The sequence below is a fragment of the Amycolatopsis sp. 195334CR genome, assembly GCF_017309385.1.
Classification (GTDB): domain Bacteria; phylum Actinomycetota; class Actinomycetes; order Mycobacteriales; family Pseudonocardiaceae; genus Amycolatopsis.
In genome coordinates this window covers 1,351,246-1,377,636 of record NZ_JAFJMJ010000003.1, presented here as the reverse complement: position 1 = coordinate 1,377,636, position 26,391 = coordinate 1,351,246, and the positions used below count along the sequence as shown (strand labels likewise).

Annotated in this window: 30 protein-coding genes; 13 read left to right on the top strand and 17 right to left on the bottom strand. The window is 71.4% G+C overall.

The features are described 5' to 3' along the window. Positions 1–40 precede the first annotated feature (40 nt). Positions 41–517 carry a hypothetical protein gene (locus JYK18_RS43660; RefSeq protein WP_206809890.1) on the bottom strand — a complete coding sequence of 159 codons (477 nt, stop codon included), beginning with the start codon at positions 515–517 and terminating at the stop codon, positions 41–43. A 143-nt stretch (positions 518–660) separates the two neighbouring features. On the opposite strand from JYK18_RS43660, the gene JYK18_RS43655 reads away from it, so the two are divergent. Both JYK18_RS43655 and JYK18_RS43650 read left to right on the top strand, forming a co-directional pair. Continuing rightward, entirely contained in the window at positions 661–1,263 is a 603-nt protein-coding gene (locus JYK18_RS43655; RefSeq protein WP_206809889.1) for a TetR/AcrR family transcriptional regulator, read from the top strand. An 11-nt stretch (positions 1,264–1,274) separates the two neighbouring features. Further along, positions 1,275–2,210 carry an LLM class F420-dependent oxidoreductase gene (locus JYK18_RS43650; protein ID WP_206809888.1) on the top strand — a complete coding sequence of 312 codons (936 nt, stop codon included), beginning with the start codon at positions 1,275–1,277 and terminating at the stop codon, positions 2,208–2,210. On the opposite strand, the gene lipB is transcribed toward JYK18_RS43650, so the two are convergent. The 7 genes from lipB to lpdA all read right to left on the bottom strand — a co-directional run bounded on the left by lipB (position 2,211) and on the right by lpdA (position 9,560). Further along, complete coding sequence (gene lipB / locus JYK18_RS43645) at positions 2,211–2,948, bottom strand: lipoyl(octanoyl) transferase LipB (RefSeq protein WP_206809887.1); 738 nt, start codon at positions 2,946–2,948, stop codon at positions 2,211–2,213. 9 nt (positions 2,949–2,957) lie between these two features. Next, positions 2,958–3,611: a phosphatase PAP2 family protein gene (locus tag JYK18_RS43640; RefSeq protein WP_206809885.1), complete on the bottom strand. Its 654-nt coding sequence runs from the start codon at positions 3,609–3,611 to the stop codon at positions 2,958–2,960. Next, positions 3,611–4,492, bottom strand: coding sequence for a TIGR01777 family oxidoreductase (locus JYK18_RS43635; RefSeq protein ID WP_206809883.1), 882 nt, complete (start codon positions 4,490–4,492; stop codon positions 3,611–3,613). Before JYK18_RS43635 ends, JYK18_RS43640 begins: the two co-directional genes overlap by 1 nt. 131 nt (positions 4,493–4,623) lie before the next feature. Continuing rightward, complete coding sequence (locus JYK18_RS43630; RefSeq protein ID WP_206809881.1) at positions 4,624–5,091, bottom strand: helix-turn-helix transcriptional regulator; 468 nt, start codon at positions 5,089–5,091, stop codon at positions 4,624–4,626. A 16-nt stretch (positions 5,092–5,107) separates the two neighbouring features. After that, positions 5,108–6,172 carry a serine hydrolase gene (locus JYK18_RS43625; protein WP_206809879.1) on the bottom strand — a complete coding sequence of 355 codons (1,065 nt, stop codon included), beginning with the start codon at positions 6,170–6,172 and terminating at the stop codon, positions 5,108–5,110. 112 nt (positions 6,173–6,284) lie between these two features. Then, on the bottom strand, positions 6,285–8,126 hold the full coding sequence (sucB, locus tag JYK18_RS43620) for a 2-oxoglutarate dehydrogenase, E2 component, dihydrolipoamide succinyltransferase (RefSeq protein ID WP_206809877.1): 1,842 nt from the start codon (positions 8,124–8,126) through the stop codon (positions 6,285–6,287). Positions 8,127–8,186: 60 nt separating this feature from the next. Next, positions 8,187–9,560, bottom strand: a complete 1,374-nt coding sequence (gene lpdA / locus JYK18_RS43615; RefSeq protein WP_206809875.1) for a dihydrolipoyl dehydrogenase — start codon at positions 9,558–9,560, stop codon at positions 8,187–8,189. A gap of 182 nt (positions 9,561–9,742) precedes the next feature. Here lpdA and JYK18_RS43610 point away from each other — a divergent pair, with 182 nt between their 5' ends. Then, positions 9,743–10,102 (top strand): oxidoreductase, encoded by a 360-nt coding sequence (locus tag JYK18_RS43610; RefSeq protein ID WP_206809874.1) that lies wholly within the window; start codon positions 9,743–9,745, stop codon positions 10,100–10,102. Here JYK18_RS43610 and JYK18_RS43605 read toward each other — a convergent pair. Continuing rightward, a complete protein-coding gene (locus JYK18_RS43605) occupies positions 10,099–11,112 on the bottom strand; it encodes an SMI1/KNR4 family protein (RefSeq protein WP_307796337.1) in 1,014 nt (337 codons plus the stop codon). The two genes, JYK18_RS43610 and JYK18_RS43605, sit on opposite strands and share 4 nt — an antisense overlap. A 31-nt stretch (positions 11,113–11,143) precedes the next feature. Next, entirely contained in the window at positions 11,144–12,646 is a 1,503-nt protein-coding gene (locus JYK18_RS43600) for a leucyl aminopeptidase (protein ID WP_206809872.1), read from the bottom strand. Between the two features lie 96 nt (positions 12,647–12,742). Between JYK18_RS43600 and JYK18_RS43595 the strand changes: the two genes are divergently transcribed. After that, complete coding sequence (locus tag JYK18_RS43595) at positions 12,743–13,723, top strand: hypothetical protein (RefSeq protein ID WP_206809871.1); 981 nt, start codon at positions 12,743–12,745, stop codon at positions 13,721–13,723. Then, positions 13,720–14,325 carry a DUF402 domain-containing protein gene (locus tag JYK18_RS43590; RefSeq protein ID WP_206809870.1) on the top strand — a complete coding sequence of 202 codons (606 nt, stop codon included), beginning with the start codon at positions 13,720–13,722 and terminating at the stop codon, positions 14,323–14,325. The genes JYK18_RS43595 and JYK18_RS43590 overlap by 4 nt, the downstream gene beginning before the upstream one ends. Positions 14,326–14,334: 9 nt before the next feature. Here the strand turns inward: JYK18_RS43590 and JYK18_RS43585 are convergent, their stop codons facing one another. Continuing rightward, complete coding sequence (locus JYK18_RS43585) at positions 14,335–14,640, bottom strand: hypothetical protein (protein WP_206809869.1); 306 nt, start codon at positions 14,638–14,640, stop codon at positions 14,335–14,337. Positions 14,641–14,712: 72 nt separating this feature from the next. Here JYK18_RS43585 and JYK18_RS43580 point away from each other — a divergent pair, with 72 nt between their 5' ends. Next, positions 14,713–15,816: a branched-chain amino acid aminotransferase gene (locus JYK18_RS43580; protein WP_206809867.1), complete on the top strand. Its 1,104-nt coding sequence runs from the start codon at positions 14,713–14,715 to the stop codon at positions 15,814–15,816. Between the two features lie 65 nt (positions 15,817–15,881). On the opposite strand, the gene cobT is transcribed toward JYK18_RS43580, so the two are convergent. Next, entirely contained in the window at positions 15,882–16,934 is a 1,053-nt protein-coding gene (cobT, locus tag JYK18_RS43575; protein WP_206809865.1) for a nicotinate-nucleotide--dimethylbenzimidazole phosphoribosyltransferase, read from the bottom strand. Positions 16,935–17,010: 76 nt separating this feature from the next. Between cobT and JYK18_RS43570 the strand changes: the two genes are divergently transcribed. Then, positions 17,011–17,688, top strand: coding sequence for an IspD/TarI family cytidylyltransferase (locus JYK18_RS43570; protein ID WP_307796351.1), 678 nt, complete (start codon positions 17,011–17,013; stop codon positions 17,686–17,688). Between the two features lie 51 nt (positions 17,689–17,739). On the opposite strand, the gene JYK18_RS43565 is transcribed toward JYK18_RS43570, so the two are convergent. From JYK18_RS43565 to JYK18_RS43555, 3 genes are all read right to left on the bottom strand, one after another. Next, the gene (locus JYK18_RS43565) at positions 17,740–18,729 is read right to left on the bottom strand and encodes an aldo/keto reductase family protein (RefSeq protein ID WP_206809863.1); all 990 of its coding nucleotides are present in this window, start codon (positions 18,727–18,729) and stop codon (positions 17,740–17,742) included. Between the two features lie 33 nt (positions 18,730–18,762). Then, positions 18,763–18,984 carry a hypothetical protein gene (locus tag JYK18_RS43560; protein WP_206809862.1) on the bottom strand — a complete coding sequence of 74 codons (222 nt, stop codon included), beginning with the start codon at positions 18,982–18,984 and terminating at the stop codon, positions 18,763–18,765. A gap of 288 nt (positions 18,985–19,272) precedes the next feature. After that, positions 19,273–19,923, bottom strand: a complete 651-nt coding sequence (locus JYK18_RS43555; protein WP_206809861.1) for a DUF3043 domain-containing protein — start codon at positions 19,921–19,923, stop codon at positions 19,273–19,275. A gap of 158 nt (positions 19,924–20,081) precedes the next feature. Between JYK18_RS43555 and JYK18_RS43550 the strand changes: the two genes are divergently transcribed. Next, the gene (locus tag JYK18_RS43550; RefSeq protein WP_113693381.1) at positions 20,082–20,456 is read left to right on the top strand and encodes an iron-sulfur cluster assembly accessory protein; all 375 of its coding nucleotides are present in this window, start codon (positions 20,082–20,084) and stop codon (positions 20,454–20,456) included. Between the two features lie 70 nt (positions 20,457–20,526). Here JYK18_RS43550 and JYK18_RS43545 read toward each other — a convergent pair whose 3' ends face one another. Beyond that, positions 20,527–20,700: a hypothetical protein gene (locus JYK18_RS43545; protein WP_206809860.1), complete on the bottom strand. Its 174-nt coding sequence runs from the start codon at positions 20,698–20,700 to the stop codon at positions 20,527–20,529. Between the two features lie 148 nt (positions 20,701–20,848). On the opposite strand from JYK18_RS43545, the gene JYK18_RS43540 reads away from it, so the two are divergent. After that, positions 20,849–21,835, top strand: coding sequence for a carbohydrate kinase family protein (locus tag JYK18_RS43540; protein WP_206809859.1), 987 nt, complete (start codon positions 20,849–20,851; stop codon positions 21,833–21,835). Positions 21,836–21,887: 52 nt separating this feature from the next. Here JYK18_RS43540 and JYK18_RS43535 read toward each other — a convergent pair whose 3' ends face one another. Beyond that, the gene (locus JYK18_RS43535; RefSeq protein WP_206809858.1) at positions 21,888–22,553 is read right to left on the bottom strand and encodes an acyl-CoA reductase; all 666 of its coding nucleotides are present in this window, start codon (positions 22,551–22,553) and stop codon (positions 21,888–21,890) included. Between the two features lie 361 nt (positions 22,554–22,914). Here JYK18_RS43535 and JYK18_RS43530 point away from each other — a divergent pair, with 361 nt between their 5' ends. Genes JYK18_RS43530 through JYK18_RS43515 form a run of 4 tightly spaced genes read left to right on the top strand, consistent with a single transcriptional unit; the run spans position 22,915 to position 26,391 of the window. Then, the gene (locus JYK18_RS43530; protein WP_206809856.1) at positions 22,915–23,745 is read left to right on the top strand and encodes an IclR family transcriptional regulator; all 831 of its coding nucleotides are present in this window, start codon (positions 22,915–22,917) and stop codon (positions 23,743–23,745) included. 15 nt (positions 23,746–23,760) lie between these two features. Beyond that, entirely contained in the window at positions 23,761–24,582 is an 822-nt protein-coding gene (locus JYK18_RS43525) for an ABC transporter ATP-binding protein (RefSeq protein WP_307796335.1), read from the top strand. Next, the gene (locus tag JYK18_RS43520) at positions 24,551–25,372 is read left to right on the top strand and encodes an ABC transporter permease (protein ID WP_206809855.1); all 822 of its coding nucleotides are present in this window, start codon (positions 24,551–24,553) and stop codon (positions 25,370–25,372) included. The genes JYK18_RS43525 and JYK18_RS43520 overlap by 32 nt, the downstream gene beginning before the upstream one ends. After that, positions 25,369–26,391 carry an ABC transporter substrate-binding protein gene (locus JYK18_RS43515; RefSeq protein ID WP_206809854.1) on the top strand — a complete coding sequence of 341 codons (1,023 nt, stop codon included), beginning with the start codon at positions 25,369–25,371 and terminating at the stop codon, positions 26,389–26,391. The genes JYK18_RS43520 and JYK18_RS43515 overlap by 4 nt, the downstream gene beginning before the upstream one ends.

Genomic DNA, 26,391 nt, shown 5'->3' with positions numbered 1-26,391 from the left:
CGGAGCGCTCCGTTGAGGGTGGTGGTGGGAGACGGGTGGGCTATGCGCTCGGCAGGAGCAGACGCCGCACGGGACAGCCCGCGCGTGCCTTCGCCGGGGCGCCGAGCAGCAGGCTTTCCAGTGCGAGCCCGACCTTCGTCACCTGTTCGGCGGAGTCGCCGGTCTCGGACAGCCCAGCCGCGTGGGCGAGCATCCGCAGTTCCGCCTCGCGCACCGGGGCCGCTTCCGGGAACCGGCCGAGGTGGGCGTCGAGCACCGCGCGCAGGGTCGGCTGCGCGTCGGCGGCAGCGCGCCAGGCGCGGGTGACCGCGTCCAGCTCGTCCCCGTCGGTCTCGCAGAGCTGGACCCGCAGGTGGCCGCCGAGGATCAGCGACCACTTGTACTGCAGTGCGAGCAACAGGTCGCGGTCGGAAGCGAACACGCCGGTGCGCGGCAGCGGCCCGGCCGGATCGCGTTTCGCCTGTCGCAGCACGGCGTCGATGGCGTCGCGGCGGCGGTAGTAGTCGTGCCAGCTCATGGTGGAGCCCCCTTGCCGTGAGCGGGGCCATACCGCGGGTTTGCGGCATACTCCCGGTACGGTCCTGACTGCCGGTACCGTACCACGAGTATGTTCCGGCGAATATGACGTAAGGTTGTGGCCGTGCTGACAAAGTGGTCGCTATGAGGTCCCGCCGGCTCGACTACTCGGAGTCGACCCGATCGGCACTGGTCACCAGCGCGGTGGAGCTGTTCACCACACGTGGTTACGCCGGCACCTCGCTCGACGAGATCGCCCGCCGCGCCCGGGTCACCAAAGGCGCGCTGTACCACCATTTCTCCGGAAAGCAGGCCTTGTTCGAAGCCGCTTTCGACGCGGTGGAAAACGAGGTCATCGACCGCCTGCGCCAGATCCGCAGCGGCCCCGAGCCGCCGTGGGACCGGGCGATCGAGTGCCTGCGCACCTTTCTCAAGTGCTGCCTCGAACCGTCGTACCAGCGCGTGGTGGTGCACGAGGCGCCGGTGGTGATGGGCTGGGAGCGCTGGCGCCAGGCCGAGGAGCACTTCAGCTTCGGCCTGCTCCGCGACTGCATCGAGGAGCTCGTCGCCGCCGGTGAACTGGAGCAGGTGCCGGTGGACACCACCTCGCGGCTGCTGTTCGGCGCGTTGTCCTCGGCCGCCACGGTGATCGCCGGCTCGGCCGACCCGGCTCAGGTCAGCGCCGAGGTGGAGGCCGTGGTGATCACCCTGCTGAGCCGGATCAGGGTGACCCCGGAACACGCGTAGATTCGGGGACCGTGGAACTAAGGATCTTCACCGAGCCCCAGCAGGGGGCCAGCTACGACGACCAGTTGCGCGTCGCGAAAGCCGCCGAGGAACTCGGCTACGGCGCGTTCTTCCGCTCCGACCACATCCTGAAGATGGGTTCGGCGACCGGCCTGCCGGGGCCCACCGACGCGTGGGTCACCCTCGGTGCGCTCGCCCGCGAGACCCAGCGCATCCGGCTCGGCACGCTGGTCACCGCCGCCACCTTCCGGCACCCGTCGATGCTCGCCATCTCGGTGGCGCAGGTGGACCAGATGTCCGGCGGCCGGGTCGAGTTCGGCCTCGGCTCCGGCTGGTACGACGCCGAGCACACCGCGTACGGCATCCCGATGCCCGCCATCAAGGAACGCTTCGACCTCTACAGCGAGCAGCTCGCCGTGCTCACCGGATTGTGGGAAACCCCGGAGGGGGAGACCTTCACCTTCACCGGTGAGCACTACCAGCTCAGCGAGGCGCCCGGGCTGCCGAAGCCGGCCCAGCGCCCGCGCCCGCCGGTGATCATCGGCGGCGGGGGCAAGAAGCGCACCCCGCGGCTCGCCGCGCGCTACGCCGACGAGTTCAACCTGCCGTTCACCGACGCCGACACCGCGCTCGCGCAGTTCCAACGGGTGGAGGCGGCCGCCGCGGAGATCGGCCGCGACCCGAAGGAGATCGTGCGCTCGGTGGCCCAGGTGGTGGCCATCGGCCGCGACGAGGCCGAGTTCACCAGGCGGGCCGAGGCGATCGGCCGGGAGCCCGCCGAGGTCCGGCAGAACGGCATCGCCGGGACCACCGCCGAGGCCGTGGACAAGATCGGCGCCTGGGTGGAGAAGACCGGCATCACCCGGCTCTACCTGCAGGTGCTCGACCTGTCCGACCTGGACCACCTGGAGCTGATCAGCGCCGAGGTGGCGCGCCAGCTCGGCTGATCAGGAGTTCTGCAGCACGAAGGTGACACCGTCGGCGCTGGGGGCGGCCGGACGCGGCAGCCAGCGGTCCTCGCGGACCGGGAGGTCGCCCTCCAGCGCCGCCAGCACCGCGTCGCGGGCCGAAGCCAGCGCCTCGGTCACGGTCACCTCGTGGCCCAGTTCGTAGGACAGCGAGGTGACCCCGGCGTCGCGGATGCCGCACGGCACGATCTTGTCGAAGGCGGACAGGTCGGCGTTGCAGTTCAGCTCGAAGCCGTGCATGGTCACCCCGCGCTGCACGCGGATGCCGATCGCGGCGATCTTGCGCTCGGGGCCGCGGTCGTCGGCCGGGATCCACACGCCGCTGCGGCCCTCGACCCGGCCGGCGTGCACGCCGAAGCCCTCGCACACGGCGATCAGGCCCTCTTCCAGCCGGCGCACGTACTGGACCACGTCGATCGGGTCGGCCAGCTTCACGATCGGGTAGCCGACCAGCTGCCCCGGCCCGTGCCAGGTGATCTTCCCGCCGCGGTCCACGTCGATCACCGGGGTGTCGTCGACCGGCCGGTCGGCCGGTTCGGTGCGCTTGCCCGCGGTGTACACCGACGGGTGCTCCAGCAGGAACAGGGTGTCGGGCCCCTCGCCGTCGGCGCGGGCCGTCGCGGTCGTGCGTTGCAGTTCCCACGCTTCGAGGTAGTCGATCGTGCCGAGCAGGCGGACGTCGACGGCTTCGCGGGTGGCGCGGCAGGAGGAGGTCACCCCGCCACGCTACGCCGCCGGAGGCCGGTCCGATAAGACGGGGAGCAGGCGCAATGCCACCGCTGAGACCAGGCCCACACCGCCGACGGCGAGCACCGCGCCGAGGGTGTCGGTGAACCAGTGCACCGAGAGCACCACGCGGCAGACCGCGGCCACCACGGTCGCGGCCAGCGCCCAGACCACCATCCGGCGCACCAGCCGGGGCGCCAGCCAGGCGCACAGCAGCACCGCGGCGAACCCCGTGCTGGCCACCGAAACCACGTGCCCGCTGGGATAGCTCAGATCGGGGTACTCGCGCGGGCGGTCGCGCTCGAACAGCGGTTTGAACACGAAGCTGGTCAACCGGCACAGCACCAGCACCACGGCCACGCGGACGAAGACGCCGCTGGTGGCGCGGTCGCCGCGGCGGTGGGTCAGCACGGCGCCGACGACCAGGCCGAGCCCCAGCGCGACCGGCAGGACCGGGCCGAACACGTTGCTCAGCACGCCGGCGACCAGGCCCGGCGCGTCCAGCCATTCGCCGTGCAGCGCCCACACGAGCGCGAGGTCCAGTCCCCACGGCCGGTCTCGGACGGCCAGCCCCAGCACGGTGAAGGCGAGCAGCAGCACGCCACCGAACAGGCCCCATCTGACGCGGAGCGCGCGCCTGAGTCCGGCGGGCATCAGGACACGGCGGCGGCGAGCGCTTCGCCGACGGTCTTGTGCTGGAACTCGAACCCGGCGTCCTCCAGTGCCCGCGGTACGGCCCGCTGGCTCGCCAACGCCATTTCCTCGGCGGCCTGGCCGATCGCCAGCTTCATCGCCGGGGCCGGGACCCACCATGGCGCGGGGCGGTTGAGGACGCGGCCGAATTCGCGGGTGAACTCGGTGTTGGTCACCGGCAGCGGTCCGCAGACGTTCACCGCGCCGGACAGGTTCTCGTTGGTCAGCGCGAACAACACGGCGGAAACGTGGTCCGCCTCGGAGATCCACGGCATGTACTGCGAGCCGTCGCCGAGTTTTCCGCCCAGTGCCATGGAGAACAGGGGCTTGAGCGGGCCGAGCAGACCGCCTTCGCCGGAGAGCACGAGGCCGGTGCGCAACCGGACCACACGCGCGTCGCCCGCGGCTTCGGTGGCGTTTTCCCAGGCGGCGCAGAGGTCGGCGAGGAAACCCTCGCCGTTGGGCGCGGACTCCTCCAGCAGCGCGGCCCCGGCGTCGCCGTAGTAGCCGACGGCGGAAGCGTTGAGCAGCACCGGAATCCGGTGCTCGGCGACGGCCTCGGCCAGCACCTCGGTCGGCTCGACGCGGCTGTCGAGGATGACCTGCTTGCGCGCGGCGCTCCAGCGGGCGGGCAGCAGGGGAGCGCCGCACAGGTTGACCACGGCGTCGGTGCCCTCGAAGGCGCCGTCACCGACCCGCCCGGCGGGCGGGTCCCAGCTGTACTCGTCCCCCTTGCGCGTCTCGCGGCGCACGAGGCGGACGACCTCGTGGCCGTCGGCACGCAGCCGGGCGGTCAGTGCGTTGCCGAGCAGGCCGCTGGAACCCGCGATGAGAACTCGCATGACACGATCCTGCCACCACCGAATGGAACCGGCTGGCCTAGCGCGCCGCGCTGATTGCTATGAGTGGGGCATTACTTGCATTCAACGCTAGTAATGCCCCACTCATAGCAATCGCCGTGCGGGGCACGCGGCTACCGCAGCTGGCCCGCGATGTCCGCCGCCGCGGCGAGGAGGACCAGGGCGGGGATCGCGGCGGTGGCGCGCAGGCGGTAGCTGCCGCGCTTGTCCTGCTCGACGATTCCCGCTCCGGTCAACGCCTTGAGGTGGTGGTAGAACTGCCCCGCCGAGCCCAGTTCGGCGGCTTCCTGCAGGGTCGCGCCCGGTTGGGCGCCGTGCTCCGCGAGGTGCCGGACGATCGCCGCGCGGGCGGGGTGCGCGAGCGCCGAGAGCACTTCGATGCGCGGCTGGTCCGCCAGCGCCAGCACCCGCGAAGACGGCAGCGCCACCTGCCACCGCAACTCCCCCGGCCGGGTCAGCTCACCGGCGTAGGTGATCACCCCGCCGTCGTCCTCCGGCGGGGGTTCCGGCTCCGCACGACCCTCCAGTGCGGCCACCCGGCGTTCCAACTCGGCCACCCGCTCGCTCAGCTCGGCGCTCATCGCACCAGCATGCCGGTCAGGCCCCCAGCGCCCGCGCCAGCCCGTCGAACCCGGACGGCGTGCTCACCGCGGCCAGCCCGGCTTCCAGGAACCCACCGGGCGCGGCCAGCAGTTCGTCACCGACCCCGGTCAGCAGCAACGCCAGCGAGCCGACCCGGCCGTCGCGCCAGCGGACGCTCATGCCCAGGTTCAGCGTCTTCGGCAGGCTGCCGCCCTTGAAGCCGACCGCCACCGCGCCCTCGGGCACCCTGCTCGCGAACGCCACTTCCAGGTGATCACGCGCGATGCCACCCGTGTGGGCGAGGGCGCGGTGCATGCCGGCCACCTGCGCAGCGGTACCGCGTCCGGTGCCCTGCGTCCACGGCCACTGCGCGTCGCTCGTCGCGGGCATGGACGGGATTCGGTACGCCACCTCGGTCCGGAACGCCTCGCTGTGGATGAACTTCGCGGCGAGCCGGTCACCGACCGCCCGCCGTTGCGCCGGAGTGCGGCCCGCGAGCTCCGGCAGGATCAGCTGGAGCGTTTCTCCCTGGAACGACCGGACGTCCGGCCGCCACCAGCCGCCCGCCGCGCCCGCCCGGTGCAGTGCGCCGTCGCCGAGGCGGTGGCGCAGGTAGTCCGGAGCGGCGTTGTCGCTGTACAGGATCATCGAGCGGACCAGGTCGTCCAACGCCACCCGCTGCTCGGGATCGTGCGCGATGCCGAACTCGTCGCACGGGACGCCGAGCGCGAGCAGCGACTGCCGGTGCGCGCCGCCGTCGGACACCCACGGGTGCCGGATGTCCCAGTCACCGACCCGGATCCGCTCGGCCGGATCGAGCCTGCCCTCGGCCACCGCCCGCCCGTACGCCGCGGCGTGCACCACCTTCACCGTCGACGCCAGCACCATCGGCACGTCGGCGCGGTGCCGGATGCGGCGTCCGGTGCCGTCGTCCACCGCGGCCCCGACGTCACCGCGGTGCGCGGCGATCCAGTCCAGCGCTTCGCCTGCCGGGGTGGCTGCGCGCGCCCGCGGTGGCGGCAGCAACGCCACGGAGCCGGCGACGGCGGCCGACGCGAGCAACTTCCGCCGGTTCAGCATGAGATCCTCCCTCTAGAATTCCGTAATTCTAGAATATTGGAGAACCAAGACCTGTCAACAGCAGAACGGGGCCCCACCGCGTGGTGGGACCCCGTTCTCCGAACTACTGCTTCTACAGACCCAGCTCGTCCTCGAAGTTGCCCTCTTCGAGGCGCTGCTTGATCGTGGTGACGAACCGGCCCGCGTCCGCGCCGTCGATCAGGCGGTGGTCGTAGGTCAGCGGCAGGAACGCCATCGACCGCACGGCGATGGTGTCGTTGCCGTCGGCGTCGGTGATCACCACCGGCCGCTTCACCACCGCGCCGGTGCCGAGCATGCCCGACTGCGGCTGCACGATGATCGGCGTGTCGAACAGCGCGCCGTTGCTGCCGATGTTGGTCACCGTGAAGGTGCCACCGGTCAGCTCGTCCGGCTTGATCTTGTTGGTCCGCGCGCGGGCCGCCAGGTCGGCGATCTTGTGCGCGAGCCCGGCCAGGTTCAGCTCACCGGCGTCGTGGATGACCACCGACAGCAGGCCCTTCTCGGTGTCCACGGCGATGCCGAGGTGGACCGCACCGTGGTAGGTGATCTCCTTGGTCTCCTCGTTGTACGACGCGTTCACGTTCGGGTGCTGCTTGAGCGCCTCGACCGTGGCCTTGGCGAAGAACGGCAGGAAGGTGAGGTTGATGCCCTCGCGGTCCTTGAACGCCGCCTTCGCCCGCTGGCGCAGCCGGGCGATCTTGGTCACGTCCACCTCGTGGACCTGGGTCAGCTGCGCGGAGACCTGCAGCGATTCCTTGGTCTTGGTGGCGGTGATCTGCCGGATCCGGTTGGCCTTCTGCACGGTGCCGCGCAGGGCCGACTTGTCCTGACCGCCGGCGGCCGGGGCCGGGGCGGCGGCCGGAGCCTGCTGGGCCGGGGCCGACGGGGCAGCGGCGGCGGGCGCCGGGGCGGCCTGCTGCTTCTGCTTCTCCTCGACCGCGGCCAGCACGTCCTGCTTGCGGATGCGGCCACCGACACCGCTGCCGGTCAGCGACGCGAGGTCGATGCCGTTCTCCGAAGCCAGCTTGCGCACCAGCGGCGTGACGTACGGCGAGGAAGCGCCGTTGGTGTCGGCCGCGGGCTTGCTCGGGGCCGCCTGCTTCGGGGCTTCCTGCCGGGGCGCCGACTGCTGGGGCGCCTGCTGCTGAGGCGCCGACTGCTGCGGGGCCTGCTGCCGGGGGGCGTCCTGCGGGGCCGCCTGCTGCGGGACCGGTTCGGTCTTGGGCTCCGGCTTCGGCTCTTCCTTCGGCTGGGGCGCGGCCTCGGCCTGCGGGGCCGACTGCTGCTGCGGCGCGGCACCCGCGTCGCCGACCACGGCCAGCTGGCCGCCGACCTCGACGGTCTCGTCCTCACCGACGCTGATCTCCAGCACGGTGCCCGCCACCGGCGACGGCACCTCGGTGTCCACCTTGTCGGTGGAGATCTCGAGCAGCGGCTCGTCCACCTCGACGGTGTCGCCGACCTGCTTGAGCCAGCGGGTGACGGTGCCTTCGGTGACGCTCTCGCCCAGCTCGGGCAGGGTCACCGGGGTGCCCTGCGCGGACCCGGACGGAGCGGGCTGCGCGGCCGGGGCCGCTTCACGCTGCGGCTCGGGCTCCGGCTCGGGCTGCGACTCCTGGGCGGGCGCCTGCTCCTGGGCGGGCGCGGACTGGGCGGGCGCGGACTGCTCGGCCGGCGCGGACTCGCCGCCGCCGGAGCCGTCGTCGATCACCGCGAGTTCGCCGCCGACCTCGACGGTCTCGTCCTCGGCGGCCACGATGCGCTGCACGGTGCCCGCCACCGGGGAGGGCACCTCGGTGTCCACCTTGTCGGTGGAGATCTCGAGCAACGGCTCGTCGACCTCGACCCGGTCACCCTCCTGCTTGAGCCACCGGGTGACGGTGCCCTCCGTGACGCTCTCCCCGAGCTCCGGCAATGTGACGGAGTAGGCCATTTTCTGCTGACTCCCTTGATGAAATGGTTCTGGTGCGGTCTTGGGTTCGGTACGCGGTCGTCAGCTGTGCACGTGCAGTGGCTTGCCTGCCAGGGCCAGGTGCGCTTCGCCGAGTGCTTCGGACTGGGTGGGGTGGGCGTGGATGAGCGGGGCGATGTCCTCCGGGAAGGCCTCCCAGTTGTAGATCAGCTGGGCTTCGCCGATCAGCTCGCCGACGCGGTCGCCGACCAGGTGCAGGCCGACCACCGGGCCGTCCGGCGCCTTGATCAGCTTCACCGCGCCGGAGGTCTTGAGGATCTGGCTCTTGCCGTTGCCGCCGAGGTCGTAGGTGAAGGTGACCACGTCGGCACCGTAGCGGTCCTTGGCCTGCGCCTCGGTGAGGCCGACCGAGGCCACCTCGGGGTGCGAGTAGGTCACCCGCGGGATGCCCGCCTCGTCCACCGGGCGGGGGTCCAGCCCGGCGATCTCCTCGGCGACGAAGATGCCCTGCTGGAACCCGCGGTGCGCGAGCTGCAGGCCCGGCACGATGTCGCCGACCGCGTAGACGTTCGGCAGGTTCGTGCGCAGGCGGTCGTCGGTGAGCACGAAGCCGCGCTCCATCGAGACCCCGGCCTCCTCGTAGCCGTGCCCGGCCGAGTTGGGCCCGCGGCCGACCGCGACCAGCAGCAGGTCGGCGTCGATCGTCTCGCCCGACTCCAGCGACACGCTCACGCCGTTGTCGTCCTGCTTGGCACCGGTGAACTTGACCCCGGTCTTGAAGGCGATCTTGCGACGGCGGAAGGCGCGCTCGAGCTGCTTGGAGGCGAACTCGTCCTCGTTCGGGACCAGCCGGGGCAGCGCCTCGACGATGGTCACCTCGGTGCCGAAGGAGGCCCACACGCTGGCGAACTCCACCCCGATCACCCCGCCGCCGAGCACCACGGCCTTCTCCGGGATGTAGTCCAGCGACAGCGCCTGCTCGCTGGCGATGATCCGCCCGCCCAGCTCCAGGCCGGGCAGCGTCTTGGAGTACGAGCCGGTGGCCAGGATGACGTTCTTGCCGGTGTACCGGGTGCCGTCCACCTCGACGCTGGTGCCGCCGACGAAGGTGCCGCTGCCCTCGACCAGGGTGACCTTGTGGGCCTTGGCCAGGCCCTGCAGGCCCTTGTACAGCCGGGAGATGATCGAATCCTTGTACTTGTTCACCCCGGCGATGTCGACGCCCTCCAGGGTGGCCTTCACGCCGAACTGCTCGCTCTCGCGGGCCGAGTCGGCGACCTCCGCCGCGTGCAGCAGGGCCTTGGTCGGGATGCACCCGCGGTGCAGGCAGGTCCCACCCAGCTTGTCCTTCTCGATCAGGATGACGGAAAGGCCGAGCTCGGCCGCGCGGAAGGCCGCGGCGTACCCGCCCGATCCGCCACCGAGGATCACCAGGTCAGCGGAGGTGTCGGTCACGTTGAATACTCCTAGCAAGAGCTCGGCGATGATGCTCGTCCGCCCGCGCGCGAATACTTCGCGCGCGCGGAACACACCTCATCTTGTCACCTCGTCCGGCACGCTTGCGACCTAGCCGGGTGTGTGCCGACACACCCGCTGGAACAGGGCGATAATGGGCGTGTCAGCGGCTTCGAGAGAGGGTGGTCGGTGTGGGTCTGTTCGACTCGCTGCGCAGGCGGGGCAAGGGCGGCTCGAAAGGCGGTGGCAAGCCCGGCACGCTGCGGAAATCCACTCCGGACGACACCCGTCACCTGGACGAGTGGGCGGCCGCGCGGAACGGCGTCGAGGCCTATGTGGAGCCGCGGACCACGGTCACCGAGACCACCGTGGTGCTGATCGCGCACGACGGCGAGTGGACCCGGCGCCGCATCGGCAGCCTGGACGCCGCGCAGCAGTTCGGCAAGAAGCGCTCGATCCCGGTCTACGAGGTGTCGAAGGTCGGCTACCCCAAGCGCATGCGCGAGTACACCGAGCGGCAGAAGCGCAGGCCCGGGTCCTAGGACTCGAGCAGCCGCAGGTGCTCTTCCAGCAGCTCGCGGAAGGTGCGGTAGGTGCTGGTGCCGAGCAGCGGGTCGGTCTGCACGACCACCCAGCCCGCCCGCACGGGTGAGAGAAGGATCATGCTCTCGCCCCGCTCGCTGACCGGCACCACGTCGCCGTGCGCGCTCAGCTCGGCCGCGCCCAGCAGGCGTGGGAAGGCGACGTCGGCGGGCAGTCCGTCGGTGGTGCGCAGGAAATCCCGGTAGTCGGCCGGGAGTTCCCGGCCGAGCCGGGTTTCCGCGGCGGCGATGTCCCTTGTGGACGCCGGAGCGCGGCCGCTCGCCTCGCGCAGTTCCAGGATGCGCTCGATCAGCGCGGGCCAGTCCAGCGAAGCGGTGGCCGCCGCGTACCGGGTGCGCAGGGCGGCGATCAGTTCGGCGGCCAGCGCGGTGGCGTGCTCCTCGCCGAGGCCGAGCGGGTCGGCACCGGCCAGCAGCAACGGCGCGAGGTGGCGGCAGGCGAGCGCGGCGGGCATCGACGGCCGCCGCAGGGCTGCCCACTCCGCCAGTGCCGTGCGCGCGGCTTCGTGGTCGCCGTCGCGCGCGTGGTTTTCGGCGCGCAGGAGCGCGGTCCTGGCCGGGTCTTCCTCGCCCTTGCCCAGGTGCTCGGCCAGGCCGGAGACGACGCGGCCGGGCAGGGAGTCGCCGAGGTCGCCGAGCAGCCCGGTCGGCAGCGCCGGGTCCGGGCGGCCGAGGTACGCGCGGTGCGCGGCCTCTTCGGCGTCGAGATCGAGGGGGAGCAGCGTGTCCGCCCAGGACGGCCGTTCGCCGCGGGCGTCGAACAGCATCGCCCACGCGCGGGCGTGCACGGGGGTCGGCACCAGCGCGGTCGCCGGGCGCTCGGTGACCGACCGCCAGGTGCGCACCAGCCGGTCGGCCTCACCGGGGAACCCGCTGCCGGCCAGCAGCAGCGCGGTGTCCCCGACGGCGCGGTCGACCTGCGGCTCACCGGCCGTGAGCACCTCGCTCACGGCCGGTTCGAGCTGCTCGTGCAACGCGGGATCAGCCCCGGTCGGCGATGTCCGCCAGCACCGCGGCGATGGTGCGCACCGGCACGCCGGTGCCGCCCTTGCCGGTGTAACCCCACGGGCCACCGGTGTTGAACGACGGGCCCGCGATGTCGATGTGCGCCCAGGGCAGGTCCTCGGCGACGAACTCGCGCAGGAAGATCCCGGCCGCCAGCATGCCGCCCCAGCGGTGGCCGGTGACGTTGGCCAGGTCGGCCAGCCGCGAGTCGAGGTCGCCGCGCAGCTCCTCGGGCAGCGGCATGGCCCAGCCGCCCTCACCGGTGGCCCTGGCGATCTCGGCGACGCGGTCGCGGAACTCGTCCGAGCCCATGATCCCGGCGGTCCGGTTGCCCAGCGCCACCACCTGCGCGCCGGTCAGCGTGGAGGTCTCGATCAGGTAGTCCGGGTTCTCCTCGCCGGCACGCACGATCGCGTCGGCCAGCACCAGGCGGCCTTCGGCGTCGGTGTTGAGCACCTCGACGGTCTTGCCGCCGTACATGGTCAGCACGTCGCCGGGGCGGTAGGAGGTGCCGGACGGCAGGTTCTCCGCCAGCGGGATGTGCGCGACCACCTCGAGCGGGTACTTCAGCTTCGCCGCCAGCACCACCGACGCGAGCACACCTGCCGCGCCGGACATGTCCGAGGTCATGTGGTCCATGTTCGCCGCGGGCTTGATCGAGATGCCGCCCGAGTCGAAGGTGATGCCCTTGCCCACCAGCGCGATCTTCTTCTTCGCCTTGGCCGGGGTGTAGGCGATGCGCAGCAGGCGCGGCTGGCGCGAGGAACCGCCGCCGACGCCGAGGATGCCGCCGAAGCCCTTGCGCTTGAGCGCCTTCTCGTCGAGCACCTCGATGTCCAGCTTGTTCGCGTCGGCCAGCTTCTTGGCGCGGTCGGCGAAGGAGGCCGGGAACAGGTCGTTCGGCGGGGTGTTGATCAGGTCGCGGGCGACGATCACCGCCTCGGCGATCGCGGTGGCCGCCTTCAGCGTGGCGCGGTGCTCACGGGCGTTGCCATCGGCCGGGCTCGCGACGTCCACAGTGGACAGCGGCGCGTCACCGGGCTCGGACTTGTACTCGGTGAAGGTGTAGGCGCCGAGCACGGTGCCCTCGACCGCGGCCTGGAGGTCCACAGCGGACAGTGTGGTGAACGCGCGCCCGGTGCCGGCCAGCGCGCGCGCCGCCGCCCCGGAGGCCCGGCGGACCTGCTCGGCGGTGATGCCGTCGGCACCGGCCTTGCCGAGGCCGACCGCCAGCAGCACCGCGGCGCCGGTGCGGCCCAGCGTCGGCACCTTGACGACCTCTTCGGCCTTGCCCGCGGCACCCAGCGTGGTCAGCACCTCGGCCAGCTTGCCGTCGAAGGCGGCGTCGGCGGCCTCGGCGCCGGGAGCGAGCGTGAGCCCGTCCTCGCCCTGCACGGTCCCGACGACGATCACCTCGGCGCGGGTCTTGCCCAGCGCGGCCTCGGTGTTCTCGGACAAGGCAAGCTTCGGCACGGTCATCTTTGTCCTCATGCGTTCGCGTCGGCGGTACCGGGCGGGTGGCCCGGACTGATCGTGAGCCATGCTAATGACAACTCGGGTCGGTGCGAGAGGTAGGTGGCCGAGGTGCTCGTCGGGGCCGGTTCCCTGGTCGTGCTCGCCGCGGGCGCCGCGGCGGCGGGCTGGTGGCTGCTCGCCGGGATCGGGCTCGCCGGTGCGCTCGCCTGGCTCGCGGCCGGACTGCCCCCGGCCGGTGGGCGCCTGGCCGCCGGAACCCGCGCGGCCGGCCGGATCGGCCTGCTGCCGTTGTTCGGCTCGGCCTTCGCCGCCTACGTGGTGCCCGGTGCGCCGTCGTGGGTCGCCGGCGTGGTGGTCGCGGTGCTGGTGCTCGCCCAGGCGCTCGGGTTGCGGCCGTCGGCGTTCACCGCCCGCTGGATCACCGGCCTGCTGCTGGTCGCCGGGCTCGCGCTGATCGCGTTGTGCCTGGCCATCGCGCCGGTCGAGCAGGCCCAGTCCGGTCCGCACCCCGGACCGGCGGGCGTGCTGCTGGCCGCGGTCGTGGTGGTGCCGCTGCTGGTCCGGCCCGGCGAGGACACCGGCGAGGGCCGGTCACGCTGGTGGCCCGGCGAGGGCCGGTCACGCTGGTGGTCCGGCGAGCGCTGGTCCCGCTGGTGGCCCGTCGCGCCGGTCGCCGCGCTGCTGGCGCTCGCGGCCGCCGCGTTGTACCAGCTCGGCCCGTTCCGGCTGGGCCTCTCGCCGACCTCGTTGCGCGACCTGCTCGCCGCGGCCGACGCCCCCGCGCTGGCCACCATGCTCGCCGCGGTGGCCGCGCTGGCCACGGTGTCCGCCGGGCTGACCGCGCTCTCGTCGGCGCAGGAGGAGGCGGGACGCTGGCCGGTGCTCGGCGGCGGCCTGGTCGCCGCGGTGCTGGCGACCGTGCTCGACCCGTTCCAGGCGCTGCGGATCGCCGCCGTGCTGGCGCTGGTCGAGCTGTTCGCCGCGGTGGTGCTCGGCCGGTCGGTCTCCACCCCGCGCGGGGCGGTGGTGGTGATCAGCTCCGGGGTGCTGCTGATCATGCTGGGTACGGTGTGGCCATGATGGGTTTCGCGCCGGGATCGACCGTGCGGTACCGGTTCCACCGGCCGGACGGCAGCGAGGGGCAGGTGCACCCGCTGCGCGTGCTCGCCGATGACGGGGTCGAACTGGTCGGCTGGCTCCCCGCGGGCACCACCATTCTCGGCACCCGGCTGCGTGACGGCAGGCTGATGCGGGACGTGCCGCTGGCCGACCGGTTCCGGCTCCCGCGCGAGCGCTTCGAGAGCACCTGGCGGGGCACCTCGAACGTGCGGCGCGTGGTGGACGGCGAATGGTCCGCGGTGTGGTGGTTCTTCGACGAGGACCTGCGCTTCACCGGCTGGTACGTGAACCTGGAGATCCCGCTGGGGCGCACGGACGACGGCGTCGACCGGATCGACGGGGTGCTCGACCTGGCGGTGGCGCCCGACCGCAGCTGGGAGTGGAAGGACGAGGACGAGGCGGCGGCCGCGGTGGCGGCCGGTCGGCTCACCACCGAGCAGCTCGACCGCCTGCGCGCCGAGGGCGAACGGGTGATCCGGCTGGTCGAAGCGGGCAGCTACCCGTTCGACGGGACCTGGACCGCGTTCCGGCCGAACCCGGCGTGGCCACGGCCGGAGCTGTAGCCCGGTCGCTCAGACCATCAGCACGACGAGCAGCAGCAGCACCGCGGTGGTCACGGAGAGCCCGATCATCGAGCCCTTGCCGATGTCGCGCGGGAAGAACTTCTTGCCGTTGAGGCTGCGCCACCAGACGGCCCCGAAGATCGCGGCGACCACGCCGAGGATGCCGCCGAACACGCCGATCAGCAGCGCGCCGACGAGCACCAGCAGCCCGGCGGAGAAGGGGAGCAGTGCGGCGGCGAAGAAGGTCTTCACGTCCGACGCGCCACCGGCGGACACGCTGTTGCCCTGGGCGGGCTGCGCGGGTTGGTAGGTCACGGTTCCAGCCTAGCGGGGTACTCAACCAGCCGCGGAATACTCTGACGTCCAACTAAGAGTTATCGTCTTCGCATGACGACCACGATGCCCTTCACCCATACCCCGAACCCGGATGCGGCCAGTCCCCAGCGGGTCGCCGAGGTATTGGCCAAGCCGGGCTTCGGGACGCATTTCACCGACCACATGGTCACCCTGCGCCACACCGCGCCGGGCGGCTGGCAGGACGGGGAGGTTGGGCCGTACCGGCCGCTCAGCCTCGACCCGGCGACGTCGGTGCTGCACTACGCGCAGGCGATCTTCGAAGGGCTCAAGGCCTACCGGCAGCCCGACGGATCGATCGCATCGTTCCGACCGGACGCCAATGCCGCCCGGTTCCGCCGGTCCGCGGTGCGGATGGCGATGCCAGAACTGCCGGACGAGCTGTTCCTCGAATCCCTGCGCGAGCTGATCGCGGTGGACGAGCGCTGGGTGCCGACGAAGGCGGGCGAGTCGCTGTACCTGCGCCCGTTCATGATCTCCACCTCGGTCGGCCTCGGCGTGAACGCGCCGGCGACCGAGTACCTGTACAGCGTGATCGCTTCGCCCGCCGGGTCCTACTTCGCCGGTGGCGTGAAGCCGGTGAGCGTGTGGCTGTCCACCGAGTACGTGCGCGCGGCGCCCGGCGGGACCGGGTTCGCCAAGTGCGCCGGCAACTACGCGGCCTCCTTCGTGGCGCAGGCGCAGGCCGTGGAGCAGGGTTGCGACCAGGTGGTCTGGCTGGACGCGGTCGAGCACCGGTGGGTCGAGGAGATGGGCGGGATGAACCTGTTCTTCGTCTTCGGCTCCGGGGCGGACGCCCGCGTGGTGACGCCGGAGCTGTCCGGCGCGCTGCTGCCAGGCGTGACGCGCGCTTCGCTGCTGCAGCTGGCCGCCGACAACGGGCTGCCGGTCGAGGAGCGCCGCATCTCCACCGAGGAGTGGGAGCGGGCGGCCGGTTCCGGGGAGCTGACCGAGGTGTTCGCCTGCGGGACCGCCGCGGTGATCACGCCGGTCGGCCGGGTCAAGTACGACGGCGGCGAGTTCGTCGTCGGTGACGGGGAGCCGGGTGAGCTGACGATGAAGCTCCGGGAGCAGCTGACCGGCATCCAGGAGGGCACCCGCCCCGACCCGCACGGCTGGATGCAGAAGCTCAAGTAGTTCCTGTCACGAATGTGGCTTTCGAGACGCCAGGCGTCTCGAAAGCCACATTCGTGACGTCGGGGTCACTGAGGCGGGGTGACGCCGGATTGTTCGTAGGTGCTCGTCTCGGCCAGCACCCGCGCCGCCATGGTGAGCAGCGGCAGGGCGGTGGCCGCCCCGCTGCCGCCGCCGATGCGCAGGTCCAGGTCCAGGATCGGCGCCAGGTCCAGGTGTTCCAGCACCATCGCGTGCGCCGGCTCGCTCGACCGGTGCGCGGCCACCCACCAGTTCCGCGCGCCCGGCGCCAGTTCCTCCGCGACCAGTGCCGCGGCACCGACCACCAGCCCGTCCAGCAGGACCGGCGTCCGGCGCACCGCGGCCTGGGCGAGGAAGCCGGTGATCGCGGCGATGTCCGCGCCCGCGGTGGTGCGCAGCAACGCGACGGGGTCGGCCAGCACGGCCCGCGCCCGCCGCAGCCCGTCGCGGATGGCGACCGCCTTGCGCATCCACGCGTTGTCGTCGATGCCGGAGCCGCGGCCCACCACGGCGACCGGTTCGGCGCCGGTCAGCGCGGCCACCAGCACCGAGGCCGGCGTGCTGCTGGCGACCCCGATCTCCCCGGCGACGAGCAGGTCGGCACCGCTGTCCACCTCGGCGTCGGCGACCGTGCGCCCGGCCTGGAGCGCGGCGCGCACCTCTTCGTCGGTCAGCGAGTCCTCGTGGTCGATCGACCCCGAGCCGCGGCGCACCTTCAGCTCGGCGGCCTCCGGCGTCGCGGACCCCTCGCGGTCGACCGCCAGGTCCACCACGCGCACGGTCGCGCCGGCGGCCAGCGCCAGCACGTTCAGCGGGGCGCCGCCGGTGAGCGTGGCCCCGACGAGCTGTCCGGTCACCTCGGCGGCATGGGCCGAAACCCCCTTCGCGGCGATGCCGTGGTCACCGGCGAAGACCACCACGCGCGGCCGCGCGAACGGCCGCGGCGGGGACTGACCCTGGCAGGCGGCCACCCAGGCGCCGAGCTCTTCGAGCCTGCCCAGCGAGCCGTTCGGGGTGATCAGGGTTCCGGTGAGGCGTTGGGCTTCCGCGCGGGCGATCTCGTCCGGCAGGGGAAGTTCGGGGAAGTCGGCGGCGTCCACGAGATCACGCTACCGCCCTTGGAGGCCCCGGACGGCGCGCCCTCTTATGCTTTCCGCCGTGACGACCGCGGCGGGTGTGGTGCTGGCGAGCGGCTCCGGCAGTCGTGTCGGGGCCGAGTTGAACAAGGTGTACCTGCCGCTGGCCGGGCGGCGGCTGGTCCGCTGGTCCCTCGACGCCTTCGCGCGGCTCCCGGAGTTCGGCGTGCTGGTGCTGGTGATCCGCCCGGAGGACGAGGAGTTCGCCCGCGAGGTCGTCGGCGACCTCGACGTGGATCTGGTGCACGGCGGCGCCAGTAGGCAGGGCTCCGAACTGTGCGCCCTGCGGCACCTCGCGACCCGCATCGACGCCGGTGAGGTGGACACCGTGCTGATCCACGACGGCGCGCGCCCGCTGGCTTCGGATGGCCTGATCACCGCGGTGCTGAAGGCCGCACGCGAGTTCGGCGGCGCCGTCCCGGGCCTGGCCGCCGACGACGTGGTGATCGCCACCGAGGACGGCACCGGCTACGGCGGCGCCCTCGACGGCGCGGTGCGAGTCCAGACGCCGCAAGGGTTCCTGGCCGGACCGCTGCTGGCCGCCTACGAGCAGGCCGACCGCGAAGGCTTCATCGGCACCGACACCGCCTCCTGCATGGAGCGCTTCTCGTCGCTGCCGGTGCACTGGGTGCCGGGGGAGGAGCGGAACCTGAAGGTGACCTACCCGCACGACCTGCGCGTGGTGGAGCACCTGCTCCGCGAGACCGGCCTGCCGTGAATGTGGCTTTCACAGCGAAAAGTGCAGTGAAAGCCACATTCACAGCGTGGGTCACGGCGACTTCGTCAGCGACGGGTCGCGCTCGATGACACCGTCGAGGATGTCGTCGATCTTGGTGAGCAGGTCCGCGTCGAGCTTCACGCCCGCCGCCTTGACGTTCTCGTGCACCTGCTCCGGGCGCGAGGCGCCGATGATGGCCGAGGCCACGTTCGGGTTCTGCAGCACCCAGGCCACCGCCAGCTGCGCCAGCGACAGCCCGGCCTCGGCGGCCAGCGGCTCCAGCTTCTGCACGCGGGTCAGCACGTCGTCGTTCAGGTAGCGCTGGACGAAGTTCGCGCCACCCTTCTCGTCGGTGGCGCGCGAGCCCTCGGGCAGCGGCTGGCCCGGCTTGTACTTGCCGGTCAGCACGCCCTGCGCGATCGGCGACCAGACGATCTGGCTGAGCCCTTCGCGCTCGGAGGCCGGGACGACCTGCGCCTCGATCACCCGCCACAGCGCGTTGTACTGCGGCTGGTTCGAGATGAACGGCACCTTCAGCTCACGCGCGATCGCGGCACCGCGGGTGATCTCCTCGGCGCTCCACTCGGAGACGCCGACGTAGAGCACCTTGCCCTGGCGGACCAGGTCGGCGAAGGCGAGGAAGGTCTCCTCCAGCGGCACCGTGCGGTCGAACCGGTGGGCCTGGTAGAGGTCGACGTAGTCGGTGCCGAGGCGCTTCAGCGAGGCGTTGGCCGACTCGATGATGTGCTTGCGGCCGAGGCCCTTGTCGTTGGGGCCCTTGGGGCCGGTCGGCCAGAAGACCTTGGTGAAGATCTCCAGGCTCTCGCGGCGCTGCCCGGCCAGGCCGCGGCCGAGCACGGACTCGGCGGCGGTGTTGGCGTAGACGTCGGCGGTGTCGAAGGTGGTGATGCCGGCGTCGAGCGCGGCCTTGATGCAGGCCTGCGCCTGGTCCTCTTCCACCTGCGAGCCGTGGGTGAGCCAGTTGCCGTACGAGATCTCACTGATGTTCAGGCCACTGCGGCCGAGGCGACGAAACTCCATGGTGCCGAGCCTAGCCGGTACTCGTTCGCCTAGCTAACGACCTGGAGCCGCTCCAGGCTCCTCGTCCGGGGTATCGAGGGGACCGCAGCGCAGCTTCACCCCGAACGCTTCGTAGGAGAACTCCCACCCGGGCACCGCACGCCACAGGAACAGCCCGTAGAACACCAGGCCGGTCAGGTGCGGGAGCAACAACACGGCGAACGCCGCGATCGGGGTGAGCTTCAGTACGTCAACGAGCCACGAAGCCGCTGGCACGACCAACCCTTGCCGCCGGACGAGTCCCGAGGCGTGCTCACCGGCCGGTGAGGCTGGCAGTGGATGCCTGGCCAGGCCGACCGGTGAAAATCGGCGCGCAGCGGCCCGGCCTCGGGTGGCCGCGGTCAGGCGGCCAGGCGAACCACTGGCCCGCGAGGCGCGAAGCCCCGCGGGTGTGCCGCCTCCTCGCGGAAGCGGTGGCTCTTCTCACTGCCCCCATATGACGAGCAGTGCGAAGATCTTTCAGGCATCGCCAGTCTAGCCGGTTTCCCAGCGCCGGGGCGAGGATCAGACCGCGTCGCCGGGGCGGACGCGGGGCTTGGGCACGCGCAGCTTGCGGATCTGGCTGGCGCGGATGAACGCGTACCAGCCGACCGAGCGGCCCTTGATCTCCTCCTTCGGGAACTTCTCCCGCACCGCCTTCGCCACGCGGCGGCCGTTGAAGTAGCCCTCGACCACCATGCCCAGCAGCATCACCGTGCACAGCAGGGTGGCGTACCGCTGGATGTCCACGTTCGGCACCAGCAGCGCCACGAAGACCAGCAGCGCCAGCGGCATGAACAGGCCGAGCAGGTTCCGCTTGGCGTCGACCAGGTCGCGCACGTACGCCTTGACCGGCCCGCGGTCGCGCGGGAGCAGGTACTTGTCGTCCCCGGCGTTCATCCGGTCGCGGCGCTCCTTGGCGGCGGCGCGCCGGTCCTCCTTGCTGACCGGGTTCTGCTTGCGGAGTTCCTTGTTCCGCTTCATCGCCTCGCGCATGGTCTTCGGCGGCGGCGCCACCGGCCCCCGGCGCTTGGCCTCGGCCTCCCGCCGCTTGGGCGTGGCTCGGCCCTTGCTCGGGGTGAACCCCTTGGCCGAGTCGACGGCGTCGGCGACCTCCGGTGCGTCCTCATCGGGCGTATCGGTGGCTGTAGTGCTGTTACGGCGCAGGAACCTCACCTCGCCAGGGTATTGCAGGCCTGGCCGCCGCCGTTCAGCCGGTCAGGAGATGTGTCACCATGGAGATGCGCCAAGGGCGTGGAACAGAACGGGCAGCGAGCTTGTTGACCTCGGTAACGGGGTATTCCTGCCCACCGTTGGACCCACGAGGGAGAGTCATGACGACCGCTGAGCAGACCGGTGGCCAGACGGAGGCCGCCGAGGCCACCCACGGCGTGACCCTGACCGACGCCGCGGCCGCCAAGGCCAAAGCCCTGCTCGAGCAGGAGGGCCGCGACGACATGCACCTGCGCATCGCCGTCCAGCCCGGTGGCTGCGCCGGCCTGCGCTACCAGCTGTTCTTCGACGAGCGCACCCTCGACGGTGACCTCTTCCGCGACTTCGACGGCCTCCGCGTGGCGGTGGACCGGATGAGCGCGCCGTACGTCTCCGAGGCCGTGATCGACTTCGTCGACAGCATCGAGAAGCAGGGTTTCACCATCGACAACCCGCAGGCCACCGGGTCCTGCGCGTGTGGTGACTCGTTCCACTGAGCCACCGCGCCAGAACGTGGAAAAGCGGGGCCGGATCATTCCGGCCCCGCTTTTTTTTCTGTGTTTCAGCTCACACGTAAACGTCCAGTTCGGCGACCTGGGCGTGGCAGCGCTCGTCCACCGTCCAGCTCGCCGCCGCCTTCGGCGCGGCGGGCGCGCTCGCGCAGGCGTGCAGCTGTTCGGGCAGGTCGGCGCAGTCGGCGATGAGTTCGCCGATGGTCTCGGGTTCGGTAGTGGTACGCACAGGCCGAACGTATGCGCGCTCGGCGGATTCGAACACCGGTACCAGGCGGTAATGTCGGCCGGGTGTGCCCGAAGCACCCGGATGGGGCATGACCGGGCGGTAACTTCGGGCCCCCAGACCGCCTGACCGACCCGAACAAGGAGAACCGGTGGCAGCCACGGCGCGGATAGCGGTATCCGGCAGCATCGCGACGGACCATTTGATGCACTTCCCGGGGAGGTTCGCCGAGCAGCTCGTGGCCGAGCAACTGCACCGGGTTTCCCTGAGCTTCCTCGCCGACGACCTGATCGTCCGGCGGGGCGGGATCGGCGCGAACATCGCCTTCGGCCTCGGTGTGCTCGGCGTCCAGCCGGTGCTGGTCGGCTCGGTCGGCGCGGACTTCGCCGACTACCGCTCCTGGCTCGAACGGCACGGTGTGGACACCGCCGGCGTGCACGTGTCCGAAGTGGCCCACACGGCCCGCTTCGTCTGCACCACCGACGACGACCTCTGCCAGATCGCCACGTTCTACGCCGGCGCGATGGCCGAGTCCCGCAACATCGAACTGGCCCCGATCGCCGACCGCGTCGGCGGGCTGTCGCTGACCCTGCTCAGCCCGGACGACCCGGACGGCATGCTGCGCCACGCCCAGGAGTGCCGCCAGCGCGGGTACGCGTTCGCGGTGGACCCGTCGCAGCAGCTGGCGCGGATGGAGGGCGCGCAGGTGCGCGACTTCATCGACGGCGCGAAGTACCTGTTCAGCAACGACTACGAGTGGGAGTTGCTGCTGCAGAAGACCGGCTGGACCGAGGCGGACGTGCTCAGCCGCGTCGGCCTGCGGATCACCACGCTGGGCGAGAAGGGCGTCGAAATCGTCGGCGCGGACGGGACGAACCTCCAGGTCCCCGCCGTGCCGGAACTGACGAAGGCCGACCCGACCGGCGTCGGCGACGGCTTCCGCGCCGGTTTCCTGGCCGGGTTGAACGGTGGTCTCACGCTGGAGCGATCCGCGCAGCTGGGTTCGCTGATCGCGGTGCTGGTGCTGGAGACCGTCGGCACGCAGGAATGGCTTTTCGAGGCGAAGAGCGCGCTGGCCCGCATTTCCGAGGCCTTCGGCCCCGAAGCGGCCGAGGACATCGCGCGCATCCTGCCCTGAGCTTCCCGGTGGGGCATCACCCGGCGGGTGGTGCCCCACTGTCCTTTGTGGATCAGTTCCAGGTCGCCGCGCCGGCGTGGCGGGATTTCGGCCCGCACACGGCGACGGTGTCGGCCGGATCGCAGATCTGGGCCATCCAGTCGCGGCGCTCCACCGCGGAAAAACGCAGTACCACCACGCGTGCGGCGATCTGCCCGGTGACGTCCTGCGCGGCCAGCCCGGCGAGCAGTTCGGCGGTGAACAGCGAATCGTCCCGGCTGGTCTTCACCACGTTGAAGTCACCGGACAGCAGGCCTTCCACCGCGCTCAGCGCGCCGACGGCCGGTTCGCTGCCCGCGACGATGTGCGTGTGCAGCCGCGCTTCGGTTGCGCGGCTTCGGAAACCGGTGTGCGTGAGCCGCGGCAGCGCGGTGAGCAGGCCGGTGAACACCCGGTCGATCTTGGCGCCGCTGACCCCGCGCGCCCGCAGCCGATCGGTCAGCCGCCCGCGCAGTTCGGTGCGCGGGGCGTTCAGCAGGGCCCGCAGCCGCCCACAGGCGGCGATCACCACGAGCGGGTTGAGCCGCGTGCCGTCCAGTACCCCGCGCGCGGTCGGGCCGAGCGCGCCGATGCGTCTGTCCACTTCGTCCTCATCGAGCCAGGCGCCGCGCCAGAAGTGCCGGTTGACCGCGCAACCGGACGAGACCGAACTCCGCTGGTGGTCGAGTACGTGCTTCACCGTGCCTCCTGGCGTGTTGTGGACGCGCGCGAACGACCGGCTCGCACGATGACGCGCGCCGGTCGGATTTCCCGGTGGGGGGTGGGCGGATCGGCCGTTGATCAGCCGCCGGTGACGATACTCGGTCTTGAACAAGCGTTAATCCACCGGTTTTCCGCCGAACTGCGGAAAGGGGGATCACCGGTGAGTCGTATCACGCAGAGCGCGCCCCGAATGCAGCAACGCGGCGCAGACAATCCGGGTGACGCACCAGAAAACTGGACAAGTTCTCCCGTGATCTGGGAAAGATGGTGTTGTCCAGATCACAAATGAGCTAGGGTCAACCACATTACGGAAACGCCTTCCACGATGTGGTGGAGGCGTGCGGCAGCTCGGGGAGCGGTGCCACATGGTCGTCGGGGACGCTCGGGCCGGAGTCCGCCAGCCGAGCCAGCCGATCCTGGTGCTGGCCAAGTCCCGGCGGGTGATCGACGTGGTGGCGGCCGATCCCGGCGGGCTGACCTGGCGCCAGGTGCAGCGCGCCACCGGACTGCCGGTGAGCACCACCGTCCGCCTGCTGCAGAACCTGGTGGCCGAAGGCTTTCTCGACGTCATCGCCGGCCGGTACCTGGTCGGCCTCGGGGTGCTGCGCTGGGCGCGCAGCCGTCGTGTCGAGTCGCGGCTGACCCTGCTCGCGCAACCCGAACTGGACGCGTTGCGCGACACCACCGGGGAAACCGCGGTGCTCTTCGTCCGCTACGGCGACCAGCGCGTGCTCGTCGGCATCGCCGAGACCCGCCACGAGGTGGTGCGGCTGGTCAGCATCGGCCAGGTCATGCCGCTGCACGCGGGTTCGGCGGGCAAGGTGTTCCTGGCCTACGAGGACGAGGTCCGCGACCGCGTGCTCGACTTCGGCGAGCTCACCGCGTACACCCCCGGCACCATCGTCGACGCCGAACGCCTGCGCGCCGAGCTGGTCGGCATCCAGGCCTGCGGCTGGGCCGACAGCGTGGCCGAGCGCGATCTCGGCACGGCTTCGATCAGTGCGCCCGTGCACGACCACACCGGTGAACTCGCCGCGGTGCTCGGCATCGGCGTGCCGGAACAGCGCTTCACCGACGCGAACCGGCCGATGTGGACCGAAGCGGTGGTCACCGCGGCGAGACGCCTGTCGGCGGCGATGGGACATGCGGAGCGAACTGCTGGCGGCTAGCCGGAGGTGACAGGGGTGGCAGACAACGGCAGGGGACCGGCGGTGGCACTGGAGGCGGTGACCATCGCCTACCCGGCGGCGACCGGGACCTACCCCGCGGTGTCCGAAGTGGACCTGAGCGTGGCCGGTGGCCGGTTCGTGGCCATCGTCGGGCCGACCGGCTGCGGCAAGTCCACCGTGCTCAACGCGGTGGCCGGGTTGCGCGAACCGTCGGCGGGCCGGGTGCTTGTCGACGGCGAGCCGTTGCGCGGGCTGAACCGGCGGGCGGGCTACCTGTTCCAGCAGGATGCCTTGCTGCCGTGGAAAACCGTGCTGGACAACGTGGCCTTCGGGCTGGAGCTGAAGGGCGTCGGCAAGCGCGAACGGCTGGCGCGGGCCGGGGACTGGGTGCGCCGCGTCGGCCTCGCCGGGTTCGAGAACTCCTACCCCCACCAGCTTTCCGGCGGTATGCGCAAGCGGACCGCGGTGGCGCAGACCTGGATCGGCGACCCGGACCTGCTGCTGATGGACGAGCCGTTCGGCGCGCTCGACGTGCAGACCCGGCAGGTGATGGAGAACGAGCTGCTGGGGCTGTGGACCGGCAGCGGCAAGACCGTGCTCTTCGTCACCCACGACCTCGACGAGGCGATCTCCCTCGCGGACGAGGTGGTGCTGCTCTCCGCCGGGCCGTCGAGCCGGGTGGTCGGGCGCTACCCGGTGGACCTGCCGCGGCCGCGCGACCTGCTGGACATCCGCACCGAACCCGAGTTCACCGAGATCTACCGGGCGATCTGGGCCGATCTGCGAGACGAGGTGATGGCGACCTATGACCGCGACGTCCACCGCACCCAGGCGTAGGGCCGGGCGGCGCAGCCCGGCGGTGCTCACCGCGCAGATCGGGCTCGCCGTGCTGCTGGTGGCGGGCTGGGAACTCGGCTCGCGCACCGGCGTGGTCGACGAGTTCTTCTTCTCCAAGCCGTCCGACGTCGCGGCGCGGGCGGGGGAGTGGTTCCGCACCGGCTACATCTGGGACCACCTCGGCATCACCCTGCTCGAAGCCGCGCTCGCCTTGGTGCTGGGCGGTTTCCTCGGCCTGGTGATCGGGTTCCTGCTGGCCCGCGTGGAGTTCGTCGCGCGCGTCTTCGACCCGTACATCAAGGTGCTGAACTCGCTGCCGCGCGTGGTGCTGGCGCCGATCTTCCTGCTGTGGTTCGGCCTCGGCATCTGGTCGAAGGTGGCCTTCGGCATCACGTTGGTCTTCTTCATCGTGTTCTTCAACACCTACCAGGGGGTGCGCGAGGTCGACCGGGTGCTGGTCGACAACGCGCGCATGCTCGGCGCCAAGGAGGGGCAGCTGGTGCGGCACGTGCTGCTGCCGAGCGCGCTCACCTGGATCTTCTCCAGCCTGCACATCAGCGTCGGCTTCGCCATCGTCGGCGCGGTGGTGGGCGAGTACCTCGGTTCGTCGGCCGGGGTGGGGTACCTGATTTCCCAGGCCGAGGGGACCTTCGACACCACCGGGGTGTTCACCGGCATGGTCGTGCTTTCGGTGGTGGTGCTCGTCGTCGATGCGGGAGTCGACCGCGTCGAGCGCCACCTGCTGCGGTGGAAGCCCCGCCGCGGCATCGAGTTGGGAGGACAACGATGAAGCGGGCGAGGGTGGGCGCGCTGCTGCTGGCGGCGGCGCTGGCGGTGACCGCTTGCCAGCAGAAACCGGGGGAGCGCGTCGAGGGGGGTGAACTGACCATCGGGGTCGGCGGGCAGCCGCTGCTGGTGTACCTGCCGACCACGCTCGCGCAGCAGCTCGGTTACTACGAGGAGGAGGGCCTCAAGGTCAAGCTGGAGGACCTGCAGGGCGGCTCGAAGGCGTTGCAGGCCATGCAGGGCGGCAGCGTGGACGTGGTCAGCGGGTACTACGACCACACCATCCAGATGCAGGCCAAGAAGAAGGAGGTGAAGTCGTTCGTCACCATGCTCCGGTACCCGTCGATCGTGCTGGCCGTCTCGCCGAAGGCCAGCAAGCCGATCGATTCGATCGACGACCTGGCCGGGGCGAACGTCGGCGTGACCGCGCCGGGGTCGTCGACCGACTTCTTCCTCAAGTACCTGCTGGGCAAGCACGGGCTGGCGCCCACCGCGGCGAACGTGCAGGGCATCGGCGGGGACGCCGGCGCGGTGGCCGCGATGGAGCAGGGCCGGGTGGACGCCGCGGTGATGATCGATCCGGCGGTTTCGGTGCTGCAGACCAGGGTCGGCGCGGAGAACGTGAAGATCCTCACCGACACGCGCACCGCGCAGGGCGTGCAGGAGGACTTCGGCGTGCCCGCCTACCCGGCCGCGGTGCTGTACTCCTCGGGCGAGTGGCTGGCCAACAACGGGGACACCGCGCGGAAGCTGGCCAACGCCATCGTCAAGACCCTGCGGTGGATCGAAACGCACTCACCGGACGAGATCGCCGCGCGCATGCCCGCCGAGTACGCCCAGGGCGACCGGGGGGTCTACGTGCAGGCGATCGGGCGGGCCAAGGAGTCCTTCTCGCGGGACGGCGCCATGCCCGCGGACGGCGCGCAGGCGGTGCACCGGGTGCTGTCGCAGTTCGACACCGAGATCGCCAGCGCCCCGGTGGACCTGACCCGCACCTACTCGAACGACTACCTGCCCCAGTGA